Here is an 18146-nt window from a genome sequence, read left to right as displayed (position 1 = left end):
GAGTGGATCACTGCACGGGCGTGCGGATCCTGTCATGATCGGGCCTGATGCCCTGGTCAGGGCGGCTGTGCGGGCCGGACGGCGGTGGGGGCGAATTCGGCTGGAAATAAAGGTGGGAGAGTCCTCGGTACTCCCCCGGCCCCGGCCCCCGACAAAGACCCGTCCGGGCCGCGCGGACTGGGCGCGGCCCGGACGGGGCCCTGGTCGGAGGCGGTGGACGCCAGGATCAGCGCACGAACAGCGAGGCCTTGGACGCCAGGTCGAGGAAGTACTGCGGGAGCAGCCCGAGACCCAGTGTGACCAGCACCCCCACCCCGATCGCGGTCGCCGTGAAGGCGCTCGGGATCGCCACCGTGGGGCCGCCCGGCTGCGGGTCCGAGAAGAACATCAGCACGATCACCCTGATGTAGAAGAACGCGGCCACCGCCGAGCTCAGCACACCGACGACCACCAGCGGGGTCGCCCCGCCGCTGGCCGCCGCCTGGAAGACCGCGAACTTCCCGGTGAAGCCGGAGGTCAGCGGAATCCCCGCGAAGGCCAGCAGGAACAGCGCGAACACCGCCGCCACCAGCGGCGAGCGCCGCCCGAGCCCGGCCCAGCTGGACAGGTGGGTCGCCTCGCCCTTGGAGTCGCGCACCAGGGTGACCACGGCGAACGCGCCGAGCGTCACGAAGGAGTACGACAACAGGTAGAACAGCACCGAGGAGATGCCCTGCTTGTTGACGGCGATCACGCCGGTCAGGATGAACCCGGCGTGCGCGATCGAGGAGTACGCCAGCAGGCGCTTGACGTCCTGCTGGGTCACCGCGAGCACCGCGCCCACCACCATGGTCAGGATCGCCACGCCCCACATCACCGGCCGCCAGTCCAGCCGCAGGCCCGGGAAGGCCACGTAGAACAGCCGCAGGAAGGCCCCGAACGCCGCGACCTTGGTGGCCGCCGCCATGAAGCCGGTCACCGGGGTCGGCGCGCCCTGGTAGACGTCCGGGGTCCAGGAGTGGAAGGGGACCGCGGCGACCTTGAACAGCAGGCCGACCGCGAGCATCGCCAGGCCGGTCAGCACCAGCGCGTCGCTCTGGGTGGTGCTCAGCTGCGCGGGGGTGGTCATCGCCTTGCCGGAGATGACGTCCCCGATGTCCCCGAGCTTCACGCTGCCCGCGTAGCCGTACAGCAGCGCGGTGCCGAAGAGGAAGAACGCCGAGGCGAAGGCGCCGAGCAGGAAGTACTTGACCGCCGCCTCCTGGGAGAGCAGCCGGCGGCGCCGGGCCAGCGCGCACAGCAGGTACAGCGGCAGCGAGAAGACCTCCAGCGCCACGAACATGGTCAGCAGGTCGTTGGCGGCGGGGAACAGCAGCATGCCGCCGACCGCGAACAGGGTGAGCGGGAAGACCTCGGTGGTGGCGAAGCCGGCCCGGACCGCGGCCCGCTCCTGCTTGCCGCCGGGGGTGGCGGCGGCCTGGGCGGCGAAGGCGTCGGCGGGCAGGCCGCCGGCCTTCGGCTCCAGCCTGCGCTCGGCGTAGGTGAGCACCGCGACCACGGAGGCCAGCAGGATCACGCCCTGGAGGAACAGCGCCGGGCCGTCCATCGCGACCGACTCCATGGCCAGCAGGTCGATCCGGGTGAAGCCGTGGCTCTGCACGGCCAGCACCACCACGGCGACGAAGGCGCCGACCAGCCCGGCCAGCGCGAGCGTCACCTGGGTCCAGTGCCGGTACCGGCGGGGCACGAAGGCCTCCACCAGGACGCCGGCCACGGCGGCGGCGAACACCACGAGCATCGGCGAGAGCTGGCCGTACTCGATGTGCGGCGCCGGAATGCTGGGGGTGTTGCCGCCCGCGGCGGCGAGCATCGCGGTGGCGCTCACTTCTGCTCACCTCCTGAGGTGGCGGCGACCGGGTGGGCCGGCGCCGGGTCGGTCTGGTGGATCTGCGAGAGCGTCGCGTTCACCGAGGGGTTGACCAGGTCGGTGAGCGGCTTGGGGTAGACGCCGAGCAGGATGGTCAGCGCCACCAGCGGGCCGACCACGGCGAGTTCCCGGGCCTTGAGGTCGGGCATCGTGCGCACCCCGTCCTTCACCGGGCCGGTCATGGTGCGCTGGTACAGCAGCAGGGCGTACAGCGCGGCCAGCACGATCCCGAAGGTGGCCACGACGCCGATCGCCGGGTAGCGGGTGAAGGTGCCCACGAGCACCAGGAACTCGCTGACGAAGGGGGCGAGCCCGGGCAGCGACAGGGTGGCCAGGCTGCCGATCAGGAACGTCCCGGCGAGCACCGGGGCGACCTTCTGCACACCGCCGTAGTCGGCGATCAGCCGCGAACCGCGACGGGAGATCAGGAAGCCGGCCACCAGCATCCACGCCGCCGTGGACAGCCCGTGGTTGACCATGTAGAGGGTGGCGCCGCTCTGGCCCTGGCTGGTCAGGGCGAAGATGCCCATGATGATGAAGCCGAAGTGCGAGATCGAGGCGTACGCCACCAGGCGCTTGATGTCCTTCTGCCCGACCGCCAGCAGCGCGCCGTAGACGATCCCGATCAGCGCGAGGACCAGGATCGCCGGGGCGAAGGTCTTCGAGGCGTCCGGGAACAGCCCGAGGCAGAAGCGCAGCATCGCGAAGGTGCCGACCTTGTCCACCACGGCGGTGATCAGCACCGCGGTGCCGGCGGTGGACTCGCCCATCGCGTTCGGCAGCCAGGTGTGCAGCGGCCACAGCGGGGCCTTCACCGCGAAGGCGAAGAAGAAGCCCAGGAACAGCGCCTTCTCGGCGGTGCCGGTCAGCTGGAGCCGGCCGTCGGCGATCGCCGAGGTCAGCGTCGGCAGGTCGAAGGTGCCGAAGCCCTGGTCCTGCGCGATCACGTACAGGCCGATCACGGCCGCCAGCATCACCAGGCCGCCGAGCAGGTTGTAGAGCAGGAACTTCACGGCCGCGTAGGAGCGCTGACGCGCCGACTCGGGGCCGCCCGCCCGGTCGCCGAAGCCGCCGATCAGGAAGTACATCGGGATCAGCATGGCTTCGAAGAACACGTAGAAGACGAAGACGTCGGTGGCGTAGAAGGAGACGACCACCATCGCCTCCACCGCCAGGATCAGGGCGAAGAACCCCTGGGTCCTCCTGCTGTTCTCGAAGGTGCCGTCGGGACCGGCCGGCCCCGGATCGGCGTCGTGCCAGGAGGCGAGGATCACCAACGGCACGAGGACGGCGGTGAGCAGGGCGAGCACCGCGCCGATGCCGTCCACGCCGAGCGAGAAGGTGATGCCGAAGGAGCGGATCCAGCTGTACGACTCGTTCAGCTGGAAGCGGGCGCCCTGGGGGTCGAACCGGGTCGCCACCACGGCGGCCAGCACCAGGGTGACGACCGAGACGCCCAGCGCGACGGCCTTGGTGTTCCGGCGCCGGCTCTCGGAGGACCCGGCGGGCAGCGCCGCGGTCAGCACCGCGCCGGCCGCCGGCACGGCGCAGGTGGCGGTCAGGAGGACGCTCATGCGCCCACCTCGCCGCGCCCGGCAGGGGCGTCCGTCCGCGCGCACCGCTTGACGGTTCGTTCGCTGCGCTCACTCATGGCCTGCCCTCCCAACGGATATCAGGACGAGTCATCACGTGGACCTCATCAGGAGAGTCGTGGCGACCAGCACCAGCGTGCCGCCGAACATGGAGAGCGCGTAGGAGCGGACGTAGCCGTTCTGGATCCGCCGCAGCCGGCCGGAGAGCCCGCCGATCGCGGCAGCCAGGCCGTTGACCACGCCGTCCAGGCCGCGGCTGTCGAAGAAGACCAGCGCCGCGGCGAGCGCCGAGCCCGGCCGCACCAGCACCGCGTGGTTGAAGTCGTCCTGCAGCAGGTCCCGGCGGGCGGCCCGGGTGAGCGGGGAGCCGACCGGCGGCACCACCGGGACCGGCGAGCGCCCGTACATCAGGTAGGCGAGGCCGACGCCGGCCAGCATGCAGGCCGTGGTCAGCAGGGTGACGGTCAGCGGGGCGAGCGGGGAGTTGCCCTCCTCGTGCCCGGTGACCGGCTCCAGCCACTTCAGGAAGGAGTCGTTGAAGGCGAACAGCCCGCCCGCGAACACCGAGCCGAAGGCCAGCAGGACCATCGGGATCGTCATGGTCCTGGGCGACTCGTGCGGGTGCGGCAGGCCGCCCTCCCCCGCGGCGGAGCCGCCGGCCGGCTGCCAGCGCTTCTCGCCGAAGAAGGTCAGCACCATCACCCGGGTCATGTAGAACGCGGTGATCGCCGCGCCGACCAGCGTGCACAGCCCGAGGATCCAGCCCTCGGTGCCGCCCTTGGCGAAGGCCGCCTCGATGATCTTGTCCTTGGAGAAGAAACCGGACAGGCCCGGGAAGCCGATGATCGCCAGGTAGCCGAGGCCGAAGGTGACGAAGGTGACCGGCATGTACTTGCGCAGGCCGCCGTAGTGACGCATGTTCACCTCGTCGTTCATGCCGTGCATGACCGACCCGGCGCCGAGGAACAGCCCGGCCTTGAAGAAGCCGTGGGTCACCAGGTGCATGATCGCGAAGACGTAGCCGATCGGACCGAGCCCGGCCGCCAGCACCATGTAGCCGATCTGCGACATGGTCGAGCCGGCCAGAGCCTTCTTGATGTCGTCCTTGGCGCAACCGACGATCGCACCGAACAGCAGCGTGACCGCGCCGACCACCACCACGGCGGTCTGCGCGTCCGGCGCCAGGTCGAAGATCGCCGAGGAACGGGTGATCAGGTAGACGCCGGCGGTCACCATGGTGGCCGCGTGGATCAGCGCCGACACCGGGGTCGGGCCCTCCATCGCGTCCCCCAGCCAGGACTGCAGCGGCACCTGGGCCGACTTGCCGCAGGCCGCCAGCAGCAGCATCAGGCCGATCGCCGTCAGCTTGCCCTCGCTCGCCTCGTGCGCACCGCCGAAGACGGGGCCGAAGGCGAAGGAGCCGAACTCCGCGAACATCAGCATGATCGCGACGGACAGGCCGATGTCGCCGACCCGGTTGACGATGAAGGCCTTCTTCGCCGCCGTCGCCGCGCTCGGCTTGTGCTGCCAGAAGCCGATCAGGAGGTACGAGGCCAGGCCCACGCCCTCCCAGCCGAAGTACAGCAGCAGGTAGTTGTCCGCGACCACCAGCAGCAGCATGGCGGCCAGGAACAGGTTCAGGTACGCGAAGAAGCGGCGCCGGCGCTCGTCGTGCGCCATGTAGCCCACCGAGTAGAGGTGGATCAGCGTGCCGACGCCGGTGATCAGCAGGACGAAGGTCATCGACAGCTGGTCGAGCAGGAAGGAGAAGTCGGCCTGGAAGCCGTTCACCGGGATCCAGCTGAACAGGTGCACGGTGAGCGCCCGGTGCTCGGCGTCACGGCCGAGCATGGACGAGAACAGGGCCAGGCCGAAGCCGAACGAGAGCGCCGCGAGCGCGGTGGCCAGCCAGTGGCCGTAGCGGTCCAGCACCCGGCCGCCGAGCAGCAGCAGGGCGGCACCGGCCAGTGGAGCCGCCACCAGCAGCGGAATGAGAGAGTTCACCGAAGGTCCTCCGCCTACAGCTTCATCAGGTTGCTGTCGTCGACCGAAGCGGAGTGCCTGGTCCGGAAGATGGAGACGATGATGGCGAGGCCGACCACGACCTCGGCCGCCGCCACCACCATCGTGAAGAACGCGATGATCTGGCCGTCCAGGGTCCCGTGCAGCCGGGAGAAGGTCACCAGGGCGAGGTTCGAGGCGTTCAGCATCAGCTCCACGCACATGAACAGCACGATCGCGTTGCGCCGGATCAGCACCCCGGCCGCGCCGATGGTGAACAACAGGGCCGACAGGTAGAGGTAGTTGACCGGGTTCACTCCGCGCCCTCCTCGCCGGCCGGGTGCTTCACGTTGTTCGCCGGCACCGGCTCGCCGTTCGCCGGCACCGGCTCCAGCGACTTGCGCGGAGCCGTCACCGCCGGCCGCTCCGAGGACGGACGGCCCAACCAGTCCGCCGTGCTGTTCTCCAGCTCCGCCATCCGCTGCAGCATCGCCTGGCTGACGTCCCGGACCTGGCCGCGCTCGCGCAGCGTCGCCATCACCGAGTCCTCGGCGATCGTGCCGTCCGGCAGCAGCGCCGGGACGTCCACCGCGTTGTGCCGCGCGTACACGCCCGGCGCCGGCAGCGGCGGCAGCTGGATGTTGTCCATGATCCGCTGCGCCGCCAGCTCGCGCTGCGTCTTCGGCGCCTTCACGTGCTCCCGGTGGGTCAGCACCATCGCGCCGATCGCCGCGGTGATCAGCAGCGCGCCGGTGACCTCGAAGGCCCACACGTACCGGGTGAAGATCAGCCGGGCCAGGCCCGGCACGTTGCCCTCGGCGTTCGCCTCGGACAACCCGGTGAAGTGGTCCAGCTTCGCGTTGGCGATCCCGGCGATCAGCAGCACGCCGAAGCCCAGCCCGCACAGCGCCGCGGCGAACCGCTGGCCCTTCAGCTGCTCCTTCAGCGAATCCTCGCTGGTGACACCGACCAGCATCACCACGAACAGGAACAGCATCATGATCGCGCCGGTGTAGACCACGATCTGCACCACGCCCAGGAACACGGCGCCCTGGGCCATGTAACAGACCGCCAGCGCCAGCATGGTGGCCGCCAGGCAGAGCGCGCTGTGCACGGCCTTGCGCATCAGCACCATGCCGAGCGCGCCGCCGACCGCGATCACCGCGAGCACCCAGAACTGGACGGCCTCACCCGTCGAGGTCGTCCCGGTCGCTTCCGCCAGCCGCGCGATCACTGCTGCACCTCCCGGTCCCGGTCGGTGCGCTCCTGCTGGACCGTACCCGGCGCCGCCGCGGTGATCTCGCCCCGGTAGTACGCGCCCTCGTCGGTGCCCGGGAAGATCGCGTGCGGGGTGTCGACCATGCCCTCGGACAGGCCCACCAGCAGCTGCTCCTTGGTGAAGATCAGGTCCCGCCGGGAGGAGTCGGCCAGCTCGTACTCGTTGGTCATGGTCAGCGCCCGGGTCGGGCAGGCCTCGATGCACAGCCCGCACAGGATGCAGCGGGCGTAGTTGATCTGGTACACCACGCCGTAGCGCTCACCCGGGGAGTAGCGCTCCTCGTCCCGGTTGTCCGCGCCCTCCACGTAGATCGCGTCGGCCGGGCAGGCCCACGCGCACAGCTCGCAGCCGACGCACTTCTCCAGGCCGTCCGGGTGCCGGTTCAGCTGGTGGCGGCCGTGGAAGCGCGGAGCGGTGGGCTTCTTCTGCTCCGGGTACTGCTCGGTGAGCCGCTTCTTGAACATGGCCTTGAAGGTCACGCCGAAGCCGGCGGCCGGGCCGAGGATCGACGGACGGTCGGCCCGTTCGGGGCGGCCCGTACGATCGGACTGGTCGGACATCTCGGTTCAGCTCCCTTCGGAATGGTCGGCCCCGTTGAGGGCGTCCTGGAGTTGCTTCGGGGCGCGGCTGCGCCGGCGCGGCACCGGCGGGAGCACCTGGCCGGGCAGCGGCGGGACCGGATAGCCGCCGGCCATCGGGTCGAAATCGGCCTTGGGCGGGGTGACCTCGGGTTCGGGCTGCTTCCTCAGGAAGTCCCGCAGCAGCGCCAGCAGCAGGATCACGCCGACCGGCGCGCCCACGTACAGCACCACCTCGCCGAAGTCGTAGCCCTCGTTGCGCAGCGCCCGCACGCTCGCGATCAGCACCAGCCACACCAGCGAGACCGGGATCAGCACCTTCCAGCCCAGCTTCATGAACTGGTCGTAGCGGAACCGGGGCAGCGTGCCGCGCAGCCAGATGAAGAAGAACAGCAGCAACTGGATCTTCAGCGTGATCCACAGCATCGGCCACCAGCCGTGGTTGGCGCCCTCCCAGAACGTCGACACCGGCCACGGGGCCCGCCAGCCGCCCAGGAAGAGGGTCGAGGCCACCGCCGAGACCGTCACCATGTTCACGTACTCGGCCAGCATGAACATCGCGAACTTCAGCGAGGAGTACTCGGTGTTGAAGCCGCCGACCAGCTCGCCCTCGGCCTCCGGGAGGTCGAACGGCGCCCGGTTGGTCTCGCCGACCATCGCGATGATGTAGACGATGAACGACACCGGCAGCAGCGCCGCGAACCACGTCGGCTGCTGGTGCGCCACGATCTCCGAGGTCGACATCGAACCCGAGTAGATGAACACCGCCGCGAAGGACAGGCCCATCGCGATCTCGTAGCTGATCATCTGCGCGGACGAGCGCAGCCCGCCCAGCAGCGGGTACGTCGAACCCGAGGACCAGCCCGCCAGCACGATGCCGTAGATGCCCACCGCGGCCGTCGCCAGGACGTACAGCAACGCCACCGGGAAGTCCGTCAGCTGGAGCGGCGTGCGGGTGCCGAAGATCGACACCTCGTTGCCGGCCGGGCCGAACGGGATCACCGCGAAGGCCATGAACGCGGGGATGGCGCAGACGATCGGGGCCAGGATGTAGACCACCTTGTCCGAGCCCTTGACCACCAGGTCTTCCTTCAGCGCCAGCTTCACGCCGTCCGCCAGCGACTGCAGCATGCCCCACGGGCCGTGCCGGTTGGGCCCGATGCGCAGCTGCATCCAGGCCACCACCTTGCGCTCCCAGACGATCGCGATCAGCACCGTCAGGACCAGGAAGGCGAAGCAGAACACCGCCTTCAGCAGCACCAGCCACCACGGGTCCTGCCCGAAGAAGTGGAGCGTCTCGTACGGCTGCGGTGTCATCGGTCCTCCCCTTCTCCCGCGGTCCCGTCCACGGTCGAACCGGCCTGGGCCCGCGCCTTGGCCTGCGCCTGGGCCTGGGCCGACTCGTCCCGTTCCTGCTCGTCCTGCGCCGACCGGTCGGGTGTCGCCCGGTCCTGTGGCGCCCCGTCCTGTGCCGCCCCGTCCTGTGGCGTCGGGCCGGGATCGGCCTCGGCCTCGACCGCGGGCTCGGGCTCCGCCTCGGCCGCGGCGATCGTGACCAGGTGGCCGACGGTGGTGCCGAGCGCGCGCGGGGCACCGCCCGGAGTGGAGCCGAGCGGGACCCAGACCGTGCGGTCCGGGATCGAGTCGGTGACCTCCAGCGGCAGGGTCAGCGATCCGGCCGGGCCGGTCAGCCGCAGGGCCCCGGCCGCCACCGCGCCGATCTCCTTGGCCGTCTCCGCCGAGATCCGGGCCACCGCCCGGTGCCGGGTCCCCGCCAGGTGCGGATCCCCCTGCTGCAGCGCGCCGTTGTCCAGCAGCAGGCGCCAACCCGCCAGCACCGCCTGGCCGGCGGCCGGCCGGGGCAGCGGGCCGGGGTGGGCCGCCGGGTCGGCCGTGCGGTCGCCCTCCCAGGGGGCGAAGCGGTCCAGCTCCAGCCGGGCCGCCCGGACGTCCGGCAGCCCCAGCCGCCCGCCCAACGCGTCCGCCAGCATGCTCAGCACCCGCAGGTCCGGCTGGAGGTGACGGCCCATCTGCTGGTCCGGCTTGAGCGCGGCCTCGAACATCCGCACCCGGCCCTCCCAGTCCAGGAAGGTGCCGGCCTTCTCCGCCGCCGCGGCCACCGGCAGCACCACGTCGGCGCGCGCCGTCACCGCCGAGGGCCGCAGCTCCAGCGACACCAGGAACGGCACCGCCGCCAGCGCCTCGTCGGCCAGCGCGGGGTCCGGCAGGTCGTCCGGGTCCACGCCGCCGACCAGCAGCGCGTCCAGCTCTCCGGCCACGACCGCCGCCAGGATCCCGTCGGTGTCCCGGCCCGGCCGGGACGGCAGCTCGGCCCCGCCCCACAGCTCGGCCGCCTCCGCCCGGGCCGCCGCGACGGCCACCGGACGGCCGCCGGGCAGCAGGCCCGGCAGCGCACCCGCCTCCACGGCCCCGCGCTCACCGGCCCGGCGCGGCACCCAGGCGAGCCTGGCGCCGGTCGCGTGCGCCAGGCGCAGCACCGCCGTCGGCCCGCCCGGGACGGCGGCCAGCCGCTCGCCCACCAGGATCACCGCACCCGGGGCGCGCAGCAGTTCCGCCGCCCGGCCCGCGTCGTCGTTCAGCGGCTCGTCCGCCGCCAGCGCCGCGAACCACTCCGGCTCGGTGCCGGGGGCGGCCGGCAGCAGCGCGCCGCGCAGCTTCGCCAGGCCCCGGGAACCGAACGCGGCCACCGAGAACACCTTCAGGCCCGTCGCCCTGGTCGCCTTGCGCAACCGCAGGAAGACGATCGGCGACTCCTCCTCCGGCTCGAAGCCCGCCAGCAGCACCGCCGGCGCCCGGTCGAGGTCCTCGTACGCCACGCCGGCGCCGTTCACGTCGACGCCCCGCCCGGCCACCGCCGCGGCCAGGAAGTCCGCCTCCTCACCGCTGAGCGGGCGGGCCCGGAAGTCCACGTCGTTGGTGCCGAGCACCACCCGCGCGAACTTCCCGTACGCGTAGGCGTCCTCGACCGTCACCCGGCCGCCGGCCAGCACCCCGGTCCGGGCCCCGCGCAGCCCCTCGGCCGCCCGGGCCAGCGCCTCCGGCCAGGAGGCCGGCACCAGCTCGCCGTCCACCCGCACCAGCGGGGTGGTCAGCCGGTCCCGCTGCTGGGCGTAGCGGAAGGCGAAGCGGCCCTTGTCGCAGTTCCACTCCTCGTTCACCGCCGGGTCCTCGCCCGCCAGCCGGCGCAGCACCTTGCCGCGCCGGTGGTCGGTGCGCTGCGCGCAGCCCGAGGCGCAGTGCTCGCACACGCTCGGCGAGGAGACCAGGTCGAAGGGGCGCGAGCGGAACCGGTACGCCGCCGAGGTCAGCGCGCCGACCGGGCAGATCTGGATGGTGTTCCCGGAGAAGTACGACTCGAAGTCGTCGCCCTCGCCGGTGCCGACCTGCTGAAGTGCCCCGCGCTCCACCAGGTCGATGAACGGGTCCCCGGCGATCTGCTGCGAGAAGCGGGTGCAGCGCGCGCACAGCACGCAGCGCTCGCGGTCCAGCAGCACCTGGCTGCTGATCGGCACCGGCTTCTCGTAGGTGCGCTTCATCCCCTCGAAGCGGGAGTCGGCGGCGCCGCTGGTCATCGCCTGGTTCTGCAGCGGGCACTCGCCGCCCTTGTCGCAGACCGGGCAGTCCAGCGGGTGGTTGATCAGCAGCAGCTCCATCACGCCGCGCTGGGCCTTCTCGGCCACCGGCGAGCTGAGCTGGGTGCGCACCACCATGCCCTCGGCCACCGGAACGGTGCAGGAGGCGACCGGCTTGCGCTGGCCCTCGATCTCGACGATGCACTGGCGGCAGGCGCCGGCCGGATCGAGCAGCGGGTGGTCGCAGAAGCGCGGGATCTGGGTGCCGATGGTCTCGGCGGCCCTGATCACCAACGTTCCCTTGGGGACCCGCACTTCGACGCCGTCGATGGTGAGCGTGACCAGTTCGACCGCGGTCTCGGAGGCGGTTGGCTCTGTGATCGTCACGCGTGCACCTCCCTTTCGGTGGCGGACTGGTGGCCGGGGCGGGGGCCGTCGGCCCAGACGGTGGAGGCGGCCGGGTCGAACGGGCAGCGGCGCTCGGCCAGGTGCTGCTCGTACTCGGCCCGGAAGTGCTGGAGCGAGGAGACGATCGGGCTGGCCGCGCCGTCGCCCAGGGCGCAGAAGGACTTGCCGTTGATGTTGTCGGCGATGTCGAGGAGCTTCTCCAGGTCCCCGTCGACGCCCTCGCCCGCCTCGATCCGCTGGAGCAGCTGGACCAGCCAGTAGGTGCCCTCGCGGCAGGGGGTGCACTTGCCGCAGGACTCGTGGGCGTAGAACTCCGTCCAGCGGGTGACGGCCCGCACCACGCAGGTGGTCTCGTCGAAGACCTGGAGCGCCTTGGTTCCGAGCATCGAGCCGGCCGCGCCGACGCCCTCGTAGTCCAGCGGGACGTCGAGGTGCTCGTCGGTGAACATCGGGGTGGAGGAGCCGCCCGGGGTCCAGAACTTCAGACGGTGCCCGGGGCGGATGCCGCCGCTGAGGTCGAGCAGCTGGCGCAGCGTGATGCCGAGCGGGGCCTCGTACTGGCCGGGGTTGGTGACGTGGCCGGAGAGCGAGTAGAGCGTGAAGCCGGGGGACTTCTCGGTGCCCAGGGCCTTGAACCACTCCTTGCCGCGGGACAGGATCGGCGGCACCGAGGCGATCGACTCGACGTTGTTGACCACCGTCGGGCAGGCGTACAGGCCGGCGATCGCCGGGAACGGGGGCCGCAGCCTCGGCTGGCCGCGGCGGCCCTCCAGCGAGTCCAGCAGCGCCGTCTCCTCGCCGCAGATGTAGGCGCCGGCCCCGGCGTGCACGGTGATGTCGAGGTCGATCCCCGAGCCGAGGATGTTCCGGCCCAGCAGCCCGGCCCCGTACGCCTCGGCGACGGCCGCGTGCAGCCGGCGCAGCACCGGGACGACCTCGCCGCGCAGGTAGATGAAGGCGTGGTCGCAGCGGATCGCGTAGGAGGCGATGATCATGCCCTCGATCAGCGAGTGCGGGTTGGCGAACAGCAGCGGGATGTCCTTGCAGGTGCCCGGCTCGGACTCGTCCGCGTTGACCACCAGGTAGTGCGGCTTGCCGTCGTTCTGCGGGATGAACTGCCACTTCATGCCGGTCGGGAAGCCAGCGCCGCCGCGGCCGCGCAGGCCGGCCTCCTTGACCAGGGCGATCACGTCGTCCGGCGGCATGGCGAGGGCCGCCTTGAGGCCCTCGTAGCCGTGGTGGCGGCGGTAGGTGTCGAGCGTCCACGGGCGGCTGTCGTCCCAGGAGTCGGACAGGACCGGGGTGAGCAGCTTCTCGGCCGGCTCGGCGGAGGTCATCACGCTTCGCTCCCTTCCTGGCCCTTGCCCGCCTGGCCGTTGTTCGTCTGGGGGTTGCTCGCCTGGGGGTTGCTCGGCTGGCTGTTGCTCGCCTGGGGATTGCTCGCCGGGCCGTTGCCTGCCTGGCCGTTGTTCGCCGGACCGCTGCCCTCGTGGCGGGGGGACGCGGGGCGGGGGGAGACCACCTTGGTGCCGGCGGTGCCGGGCAGCGCCTCGCCGCGGGCCAGCCGCAGACCGGCCAGGGACGGCGCGCCGCCGGCACCGGACTCGTCGTTGGCGCCCGGGCGCTCGTCCGGGAAGCCGGCCAGGATCCGGGCGGTCTCCTTGAAGCCGCACAGCCGGGCACCGCGGGTGGGCCGGACCTCACGGCCGGCGCGCAGGTCGTCGACCAGCTGCCGGGCGCTCTCCGGGGTCTGGTTGTCGAAGAACTCCCAGTTGACCATCACCACGGGCGCGTAGTCGCAGGCCGCGTTGCACTCGATGTGCTCGATCGAGACCTCGCCGTCCTCGGTGGTCTCGTTGTTGCGGACACCCAGGTGCTCCTGGAGCTCGGCGAAGATCTGGTCGCCGCCGAGCACCGCGCACAGCGTGTTGGTGCAGACCCCGACGTGGTACTTCCCGGCCGGGCGGCGCCGGTACATGGTGTAGAAGGTCGCGACCGCGGTGACCTCGGCGCTGGTGAGGTCCAACTGTTCGGCGCAGAAGCGGATCCCGGTCGGGCTGACGAAACCCTCCTCGGCCTGCACCAGGTGCAGCAGCGGCAGCAGCGCCGAGCGGGGCTGCGGGTAGCGGGCGATCAGCTCGGCGGCATCGGCGGCCAGCCTGGCGTGCACCTCCTCGGGGTACGGTGCGGCCGGCAGTGCCGGCAGTCCGAGTTCGACGTTGGTCACCGGTCCACGCCTCCCATCACCGGGTCGATCCCGGCCACCGCGACGATCACGTCGGCCACCTGGCCGCCCTCGCACATCGCCGCCATCGTCTGCAGATTGGTGAACGACGGATCCCGGAAATGGACCCGGTACGGGCGCGTCCCGCCGTCGCTGACCACGTGCACGCCCAGCTCGCCCTTGGGCGACTCGACCGCCACGTACGCCTGGCCGACCGGGACCCGGAAGCCCTCGGTGACCAGCTTGAAGTGGTGGATCAGGGCCTCCATCGAGGTGCCCATGATCTTGCGGATGTGGTCGAGGGAGTTGCCCAGCCCGTCCGGGCCGACGGCCAGTTGGGCGGGCCAGGCGATCTTCTTGTCGGCCACCATGACCGGGCCCGGACGCAGCCGGTCCAGGCACTGCTCGACGATCCGCAGCGACTGCTTCATCTCCTCCAGGCGGATCAGGAAGCGGCCGTAGGAGTCGGCGCTGTCGGCGATCGCGACCTCGAAGTCGTAGTCCTGGTAGCCGCAGTACGGGTCGGTCTTGCGCAGGTCGTGCGGCAGGCCGGTGGCACGCAGGATCGGGCCGGTGGCGCCGAGGGCCAGACAGCCGGGCAGGTCCAGGAAGCCGACGTCGACCAGGCGGGCCTTGAACACCGGGTTGCCGGTGGCGAGTTTGTCGTACTCGTGCATCCGGGAGCGGAAGACCTTGACCGCCTCGCGGATCTGGTCGACGGCGCCGGGCGGCAGGTCCTGGGCGAGGCCGCCGGGGCGCACGTACGCGTGGTTCATGCGCAGACCGGTGACCAGCTCGAAGACGTCCAGGATCAGCTCGCGGTCCCGGAAGCCGTAGATCATCAGGGTGGTGGAGCCGATCTCCATGCCGCCGGTGGCCAGGCAGACCAGGTGCGAGGCGATCCGGTTGAGCTCCATCATCATCACGCGGATGACGTTGGCGCGGTCCGGAACGTCGTCGGTGATGCCGAGCAGCTTCTCGACCGCCAGGCAGTAGGCGGTCTCGTTGAACAGCGGGGTCAGGTAGTCCATGCGGGTCACGAAGGTGGTGCCCTGGACCCAGCTGCGGAACTCCATGTTCTTCTCGATGCCGGTGTGGAGGTAGCCGATGCCGCAGCGGGCCTCCTTCACCGTCTCGCCGTCGATCTCCAGGATCAGCCGCAGCACGCCGTGGGTGGACGGGTGCTGGGGGCCCATGTTGACGATGATGCGCTCGTCGTCGGCCCGGCCGACCGCCTCGACCACCTCGCCCCAGTCACCGCCGGTGACGGTGAAGACCCGGCCCTCGGTGGTATCGCGGGCGTCCGCTTCCTCGGTCTCTCCAAAGTGCTGGGTGTTCATCAGCTGTACGACCTCCGCTGGTCGGGAGCCGGGATCTGGGCGCCCTTGTACTCGACGGGGATGCCGCCGAGCGGGTAGTCCTTGCGCTGCGGGTGGCCCAGCCAGTCGTCCGGCATCATGATCCGGGTGAGCGCGGGGTGGCCCTCGAAGACCAGGCCGAAGAAGTCGTAGGCCTCGCGCTCGTGCCAGTCGTTGGTCGGGTAGACGCTCACCACGGAGGGGATGCGCGGGTCGGCGTCGGGTGCGGTGACCTCCAGCCGGATCAGCCGGCCGTGGGTGATCGAGCGCAGGTGGTAGACCGCGTGCAGCTCGCGGCCCTTGTCGCCGGGGTAGTGCACGCCGCTCACGCCCAGGCACAGTTCGAAGCGCAGCGCCGGGTCGTCGCGGAGGATGCGGGCGGTCCCCAGCAGGTGGTCGCGGTCGATGTGGAAGGTGAGCTCGCCGCGGTCGACCACGGTCCTCTCGATCACCTCGACCGGGTCCAGGCCCTGCTCCTCCAGGGCGCCCTCCAGCTCGTCGGCGACCTCGTCGAACCAGCCGCCGTACGGGCGTTCGCTCGGACCGGGCAGCACGATCGGGGCGGCCAGACCGCCGAAGCCGGAGGTGTCGCCGCTGCCCGTGGCACCGAACATGCCCTGGCGGCGGCCGACCACCTCGACCGGGATCTCGCGGACCGGCTGCTCGCGGCGGGTCTCGGGTACCTGGTCGTTCATCGCAGCTGCCCCCGCATCTCGCTGATCGGGGTGGCCTTCAGGGCGAGCGCCTCACCGAGCTCCTCGGCCCGGCGCCTGTTCACGCCCAGCGGCTCGTGCTGGATCTTGTCGTGCAGCTTCAGGATGGCGTCCATCAGCATCTCCGGACGGGGCGGACAGCCGGGCAGGTAGATGTCCACCGGCACGATGTGGTCGACGCCCTGGACGATCGCGTAGTTGTTGAACATCCCGCCGGACGAGGCGCAGACACCCATCGAGATGACCCACTTGGGGTTGGGCATCTGGTCGTACACCTGGCGCAGCACCGGGGCCATCTTCTGACTCACCCGCCCCGCCACGATCATCAGATCGGCCTGCCGGGGGGAGCCCCGGAAGACCTCCATGCCGAACCGGGCCAGGTCGTAGCGGCCCGCCCCGGTGGTCATCATCTCGATCGCGCAGCAGGCCAGACCGAAGGTGGCCGGGAAGAGTGACGCCTTGCGCACCCAGCCGGCGGCCGTCTCCACCGTCGTGAGCAGAAAGCCGCTCGGCAGCTTCTCCTCGATTCCCATCAGATCCCTCTCAATGCCCTCGAGTCCGCTGATACGTGGGCCGGTTCTGGCTTGTCCGCTCGTTCACAAGCGGGCGCGCAGCCGGCGGACGGGTGGGGTCACCACCCCGCGCTCGGACCACCCCGCGCTCAGTCCCACTCCAGGCCGCCGCGCCGCCACACGTAGGCGTACGCGACGAAGACGGTGGCGATGAACAGGAGCATCTCGACCAGCCCGAAGATCCCCAGGGCGTCGAAGGTCACCGCCCAGGGGTAGAGGAAGACGATCTCGATGTCGAAGACGATGAAGAGCATCGCCGTCAGGTAGTACTTGATCGGGAACCGACCGCCGCCCACGGGCTGCGGTGTCGGCTCGATGCCGCACTCGTACGCCTCCAACTTGGCCCGGTTGTAGCGCTTGGGGCCGGTGAGTGAGGCCATCACGACGGAGCCGACCGCGAACGCCGCCGCGATGGCACCGAGTACGAGGATCGGCGCGTAGGCATTCATAGCCCCCGCTCCCTCCGTCCAGTCGTCCTTGACTGCAGATCGGAACCGGCGGGTCACACAGAGGTGAACCCGCGTTCCAGTTCCCGAGATCCACCTCATGTGAGGCAGTTCACAAAGCCTGGAACGAGCGCATCCTATGCCCGTCGGCTTGTGATCTGCGACACGCAGTTCACGGTCACCTTTGTGATCTACGACACCCTTCGAATGGGGTCGAATAGGAACATGCCCAGATTTGTCGACGCAAAGCAGTCAAATGATCACAAGCAGTCGCATTTACTTGTGAAGCGGCAGGTCAGGGGCGTGTTCCTATATCAACTATGCGTCGGTCTGAGCAAATTTCCAGGCGTCATGTTGACGTGTTATAGAGGCTCACTCGCAGGGGTGGCGGGGGTCCGAACGCTCGCTTGACCCTTCGTTCACAAGCACGCGAGCTTGTCGTTGAACGGGGTTCCCCTGCCGCTCCCCCAGCCGCCCGATTCCTCCACCGGGCACCTCCACGTGCCGCCTCCGTGCCGCCTCGGTGCTGCCTCGGTGCTGCCTCGGTGCCGCCTCGGACAGGCCCGCCTCGGCCCGGCATTTCGAACGGGCCGGGGCGCGCAGGCGGGGGTGCCCGGTGGAGGCGCGCAAGGGAAGGCGCCCAGGGGGAGGCCCGCAGGGCGGGGTGGGGCGCGCAGGGCAGGGTGGGGCGGGCAGGGTGGGGGCAGGCGGGGTGCGGACGGCCCCGGACCCTCGCCTCCGGGCCCTCGCCCCGGGCTGGGGCCGGCTACTGGCGGCCGGCCGCCTGCTCCCAGATCCAGGCCGCGATGCCCACCCGGTTACGGGCTCCGATCTTGCGCTGGATGTTGGCGAGGTGGTTCTTCACCGTCCCCGGCGAGATGAACAGCCCCGCGCCGATCTCGGCGTTGGTCGCGCCGTCTGCCACCAGCTCGGCGATCTCCCTTTCCCTCGTGGTCAGTTCCTCCGTCGGGCCGGCTGTCGACTGTGGAGCCGCCGAAGCCGCCTTGGCGCCGCCCCGCCCGGGCACCGGCTCCGCACCCGGGAGTGCCATGTGCCGCAGGAGCCGGACGGTGATCTGCGGGCTGATCAACGCGTCCCCCGCCATCGCCGCCCGGACCGCCTCGATCAGCAGCACCGGCCCCGACCGCTTCAGCAGGAATCCGGCCGCCCCGTGCCGCAGTGCCGTGTGCACGTACTCGTCCAGGTCGAAGGTGGTCACCACGATCACCTTGCACTGGTCGGCCAACTGCCGTGTGACCTCCAGACCGTCGAGCTTCGGCATCCGGATGTCCGCGAGCACCACGTCCGGCCGCAGCCTCCTGGCCTCCTGCACCGCAGCGGCACCGTCTGCCGCCTCCGCCACCACCACCATGTCCGGCTGAACGTCCAGGATCATCCGGAACGCACTGCGCACATCCGCCTGGTCGTCCGCGATCAGGATCCGAATCGGCCCTGTGCCGCTGCCCATCTCCGTAC

Annotated in this window: 14 protein-coding genes and 1 pseudogene; all 15 read right to left on the bottom strand. The window is 70.9% G+C overall.

The annotated features are described in order from the left end of the window. Positions 1 to 226 precede the first annotated feature (226 nt). A complete protein-coding gene (nuoN, locus tag ACGFSC_RS37975) occupies positions 227 to 1849 on the bottom strand; it encodes an NADH-quinone oxidoreductase subunit NuoN (protein ID WP_359902334.1) in 1623 nt (540 codons plus the stop codon). A gap of 11 nt (positions 1850 to 1860) precedes the next feature. After that, complete coding sequence (locus tag ACGFSC_RS37970) at positions 1861 to 3480, bottom strand: NADH-quinone oxidoreductase subunit M (RefSeq protein WP_359902272.1); 1620 nt, start codon at positions 3478 to 3480, stop codon at positions 1861 to 1863. Positions 3481 to 3591: 111 nt separating this feature from the next. After that, entirely contained in the window at positions 3592 to 5502 is a 1911-nt protein-coding gene (gene nuoL, locus ACGFSC_RS37965; protein WP_359902270.1) for an NADH-quinone oxidoreductase subunit L, read from the bottom strand. A gap of 14 nt (positions 5503 to 5516) precedes the next feature. Then, complete coding sequence (gene nuoK, locus ACGFSC_RS37960; RefSeq protein WP_195911268.1) at positions 5517 to 5816, bottom strand: NADH-quinone oxidoreductase subunit NuoK; 300 nt, start codon at positions 5814 to 5816, stop codon at positions 5517 to 5519. Further along, entirely contained in the window at positions 5813 to 6730 is a 918-nt protein-coding gene (locus ACGFSC_RS37955; RefSeq protein ID WP_359902331.1) for an NADH-quinone oxidoreductase subunit J, read from the bottom strand. Before ACGFSC_RS37955 ends, nuoK begins: the two co-directional genes overlap by 4 nt. Beyond that, positions 6730 to 7338: an NADH-quinone oxidoreductase subunit NuoI gene (gene nuoI, locus ACGFSC_RS37950; protein WP_359902267.1), complete on the bottom strand. Its 609-nt coding sequence runs from the start codon at positions 7336 to 7338 to the stop codon at positions 6730 to 6732. The genes ACGFSC_RS37955 and nuoI overlap by 1 nt, the downstream gene beginning before the upstream one ends. Before the next feature lie 6 nt (positions 7339 to 7344). Then, positions 7345 to 8673: an NADH-quinone oxidoreductase subunit NuoH gene (gene nuoH / locus ACGFSC_RS37945; protein WP_359902264.1), complete on the bottom strand. Its 1329-nt coding sequence runs from the start codon at positions 8671 to 8673 to the stop codon at positions 7345 to 7347. Positions 8674 to 8858: 185 nt separating this feature from the next. Further along, positions 8859 to 11336: pseudogene (locus ACGFSC_RS37940) on the bottom strand (NADH-quinone oxidoreductase subunit G); the annotation flags it as partial. Continuing rightward, positions 11333 to 12694, bottom strand: coding sequence for an NADH-quinone oxidoreductase subunit NuoF (nuoF, locus tag ACGFSC_RS37935; protein WP_359902261.1), 1362 nt, complete (start codon positions 12692 to 12694; stop codon positions 11333 to 11335). The pseudogene ACGFSC_RS37940 and the gene nuoF, both read right to left, overlap by 4 nt. Then, the gene (gene nuoE, locus ACGFSC_RS37930; protein WP_359902328.1) at positions 12694 to 13563 is read right to left on the bottom strand and encodes an NADH-quinone oxidoreductase subunit NuoE; all 870 of its coding nucleotides are present in this window, start codon (positions 13561 to 13563) and stop codon (positions 12694 to 12696) included. The genes nuoF and nuoE overlap by 1 nt, the downstream gene beginning before the upstream one ends. Positions 13564 to 13580: 17 nt before the next feature. Next, the gene (locus ACGFSC_RS37925; protein WP_359902258.1) at positions 13581 to 14921 is read right to left on the bottom strand and encodes an NADH-quinone oxidoreductase subunit D; all 1341 of its coding nucleotides are present in this window, start codon (positions 14919 to 14921) and stop codon (positions 13581 to 13583) included. Continuing rightward, positions 14921 to 15634 (bottom strand): NADH-quinone oxidoreductase subunit C, encoded by a 714-nt coding sequence (locus tag ACGFSC_RS37920; protein WP_359902256.1) that lies wholly within the window; start codon positions 15632 to 15634, stop codon positions 14921 to 14923. The genes ACGFSC_RS37925 and ACGFSC_RS37920 overlap by 1 nt, the downstream gene beginning before the upstream one ends. After that, complete coding sequence (locus ACGFSC_RS37915) at positions 15631 to 16185, bottom strand: NADH-quinone oxidoreductase subunit B family protein (RefSeq protein WP_074005520.1); 555 nt, start codon at positions 16183 to 16185, stop codon at positions 15631 to 15633. Before ACGFSC_RS37915 ends, ACGFSC_RS37920 begins: the two co-directional genes overlap by 4 nt. Positions 16186 to 16313: 128 nt before the next feature. Next, on the bottom strand, positions 16314 to 16673 hold the full coding sequence (locus tag ACGFSC_RS37910; protein WP_030060100.1) for an NADH-quinone oxidoreductase subunit A: 360 nt from the start codon (positions 16671 to 16673) through the stop codon (positions 16314 to 16316). 763 nt (positions 16674 to 17436) lie between these two features. Further along, positions 17437 to 18138 carry a response regulator transcription factor gene (locus ACGFSC_RS37905; RefSeq protein ID WP_359902253.1) on the bottom strand — a complete coding sequence of 234 codons (702 nt, stop codon included), beginning with the start codon at positions 18136 to 18138 and terminating at the stop codon, positions 17437 to 17439. Positions 18139 to 18146 lie beyond the last annotated feature (8 nt).

Origin of the sequence: Kitasatospora sp. NPDC048715 (assembly GCF_043198905.1) — a bacterium.
GTDB classification, from domain to species: Bacteria; Actinomycetota; Actinomycetes; order Streptomycetales; family Streptomycetaceae; genus Kitasatospora; species Kitasatospora lactacystinica.
Note: the sequence above shows the minus strand (reverse complement) of the source record. Positions and strands in the feature narration are given on the sequence as shown.

What these genes read in the sequence shown, in the direction of transcription:
- nuoH (WP_359902264.1), bottom strand. Translation starts at nt 8,673, where the DNA reads ATGACACCGCAGCCGTACGAGACGCTCCACTTCTTCGGGCAGGACCCG.
- ACGFSC_RS37910 (WP_030060100.1), bottom strand. Translation starts at nt 16,673, where the DNA reads ATGAATGCCTACGCGCCGATCCTCGTACTCGGTGCCATCGCGGCGGCG.
- nuoI (WP_359902267.1), bottom strand. Translation starts at nt 7,338, where the DNA reads ATGTCCGACCAGTCCGATCGTACGGGCCGCCCCGAACGGGCCGACCGT.
- ACGFSC_RS37915 (WP_074005520.1), bottom strand. Translation starts at nt 16,185, where the DNA reads ATGGGAATCGAGGAGAAGCTGCCGAGCGGCTTTCTGCTCACGACGGTG.
- nuoF (WP_359902261.1), bottom strand. Translation starts at nt 12,694, where the DNA reads ATGACCTCCGCCGAGCCGGCCGAGAAGCTGCTCACCCCGGTCCTGTCC.
- ACGFSC_RS37920 (WP_359902256.1), bottom strand. Translation starts at nt 15,634, where the DNA reads ATGAACGACCAGGTACCCGAGACCCGCCGCGAGCAGCCGGTCCGCGAG.
- nuoN (WP_359902334.1), bottom strand. Translation starts at nt 1,849, where the DNA reads ATGCTCGCCGCCGCGGGCGGCAACACCCCCAGCATTCCGGCGCCGCAC.
- ACGFSC_RS37970 (WP_359902272.1), bottom strand. Translation starts at nt 3,480, where the DNA reads ATGAGCGTCCTCCTGACCGCCACCTGCGCCGTGCCGGCGGCCGGCGCG.
- ACGFSC_RS37925 (WP_359902258.1), bottom strand. Translation starts at nt 14,921, where the DNA reads ATGAACACCCAGCACTTTGGAGAGACCGAGGAAGCGGACGCCCGCGAT.
- ACGFSC_RS37905 (WP_359902253.1), bottom strand. Translation starts at nt 18,138, where the DNA reads ATGGGCAGCGGCACAGGGCCGATTCGGATCCTGATCGCGGACGACCAG.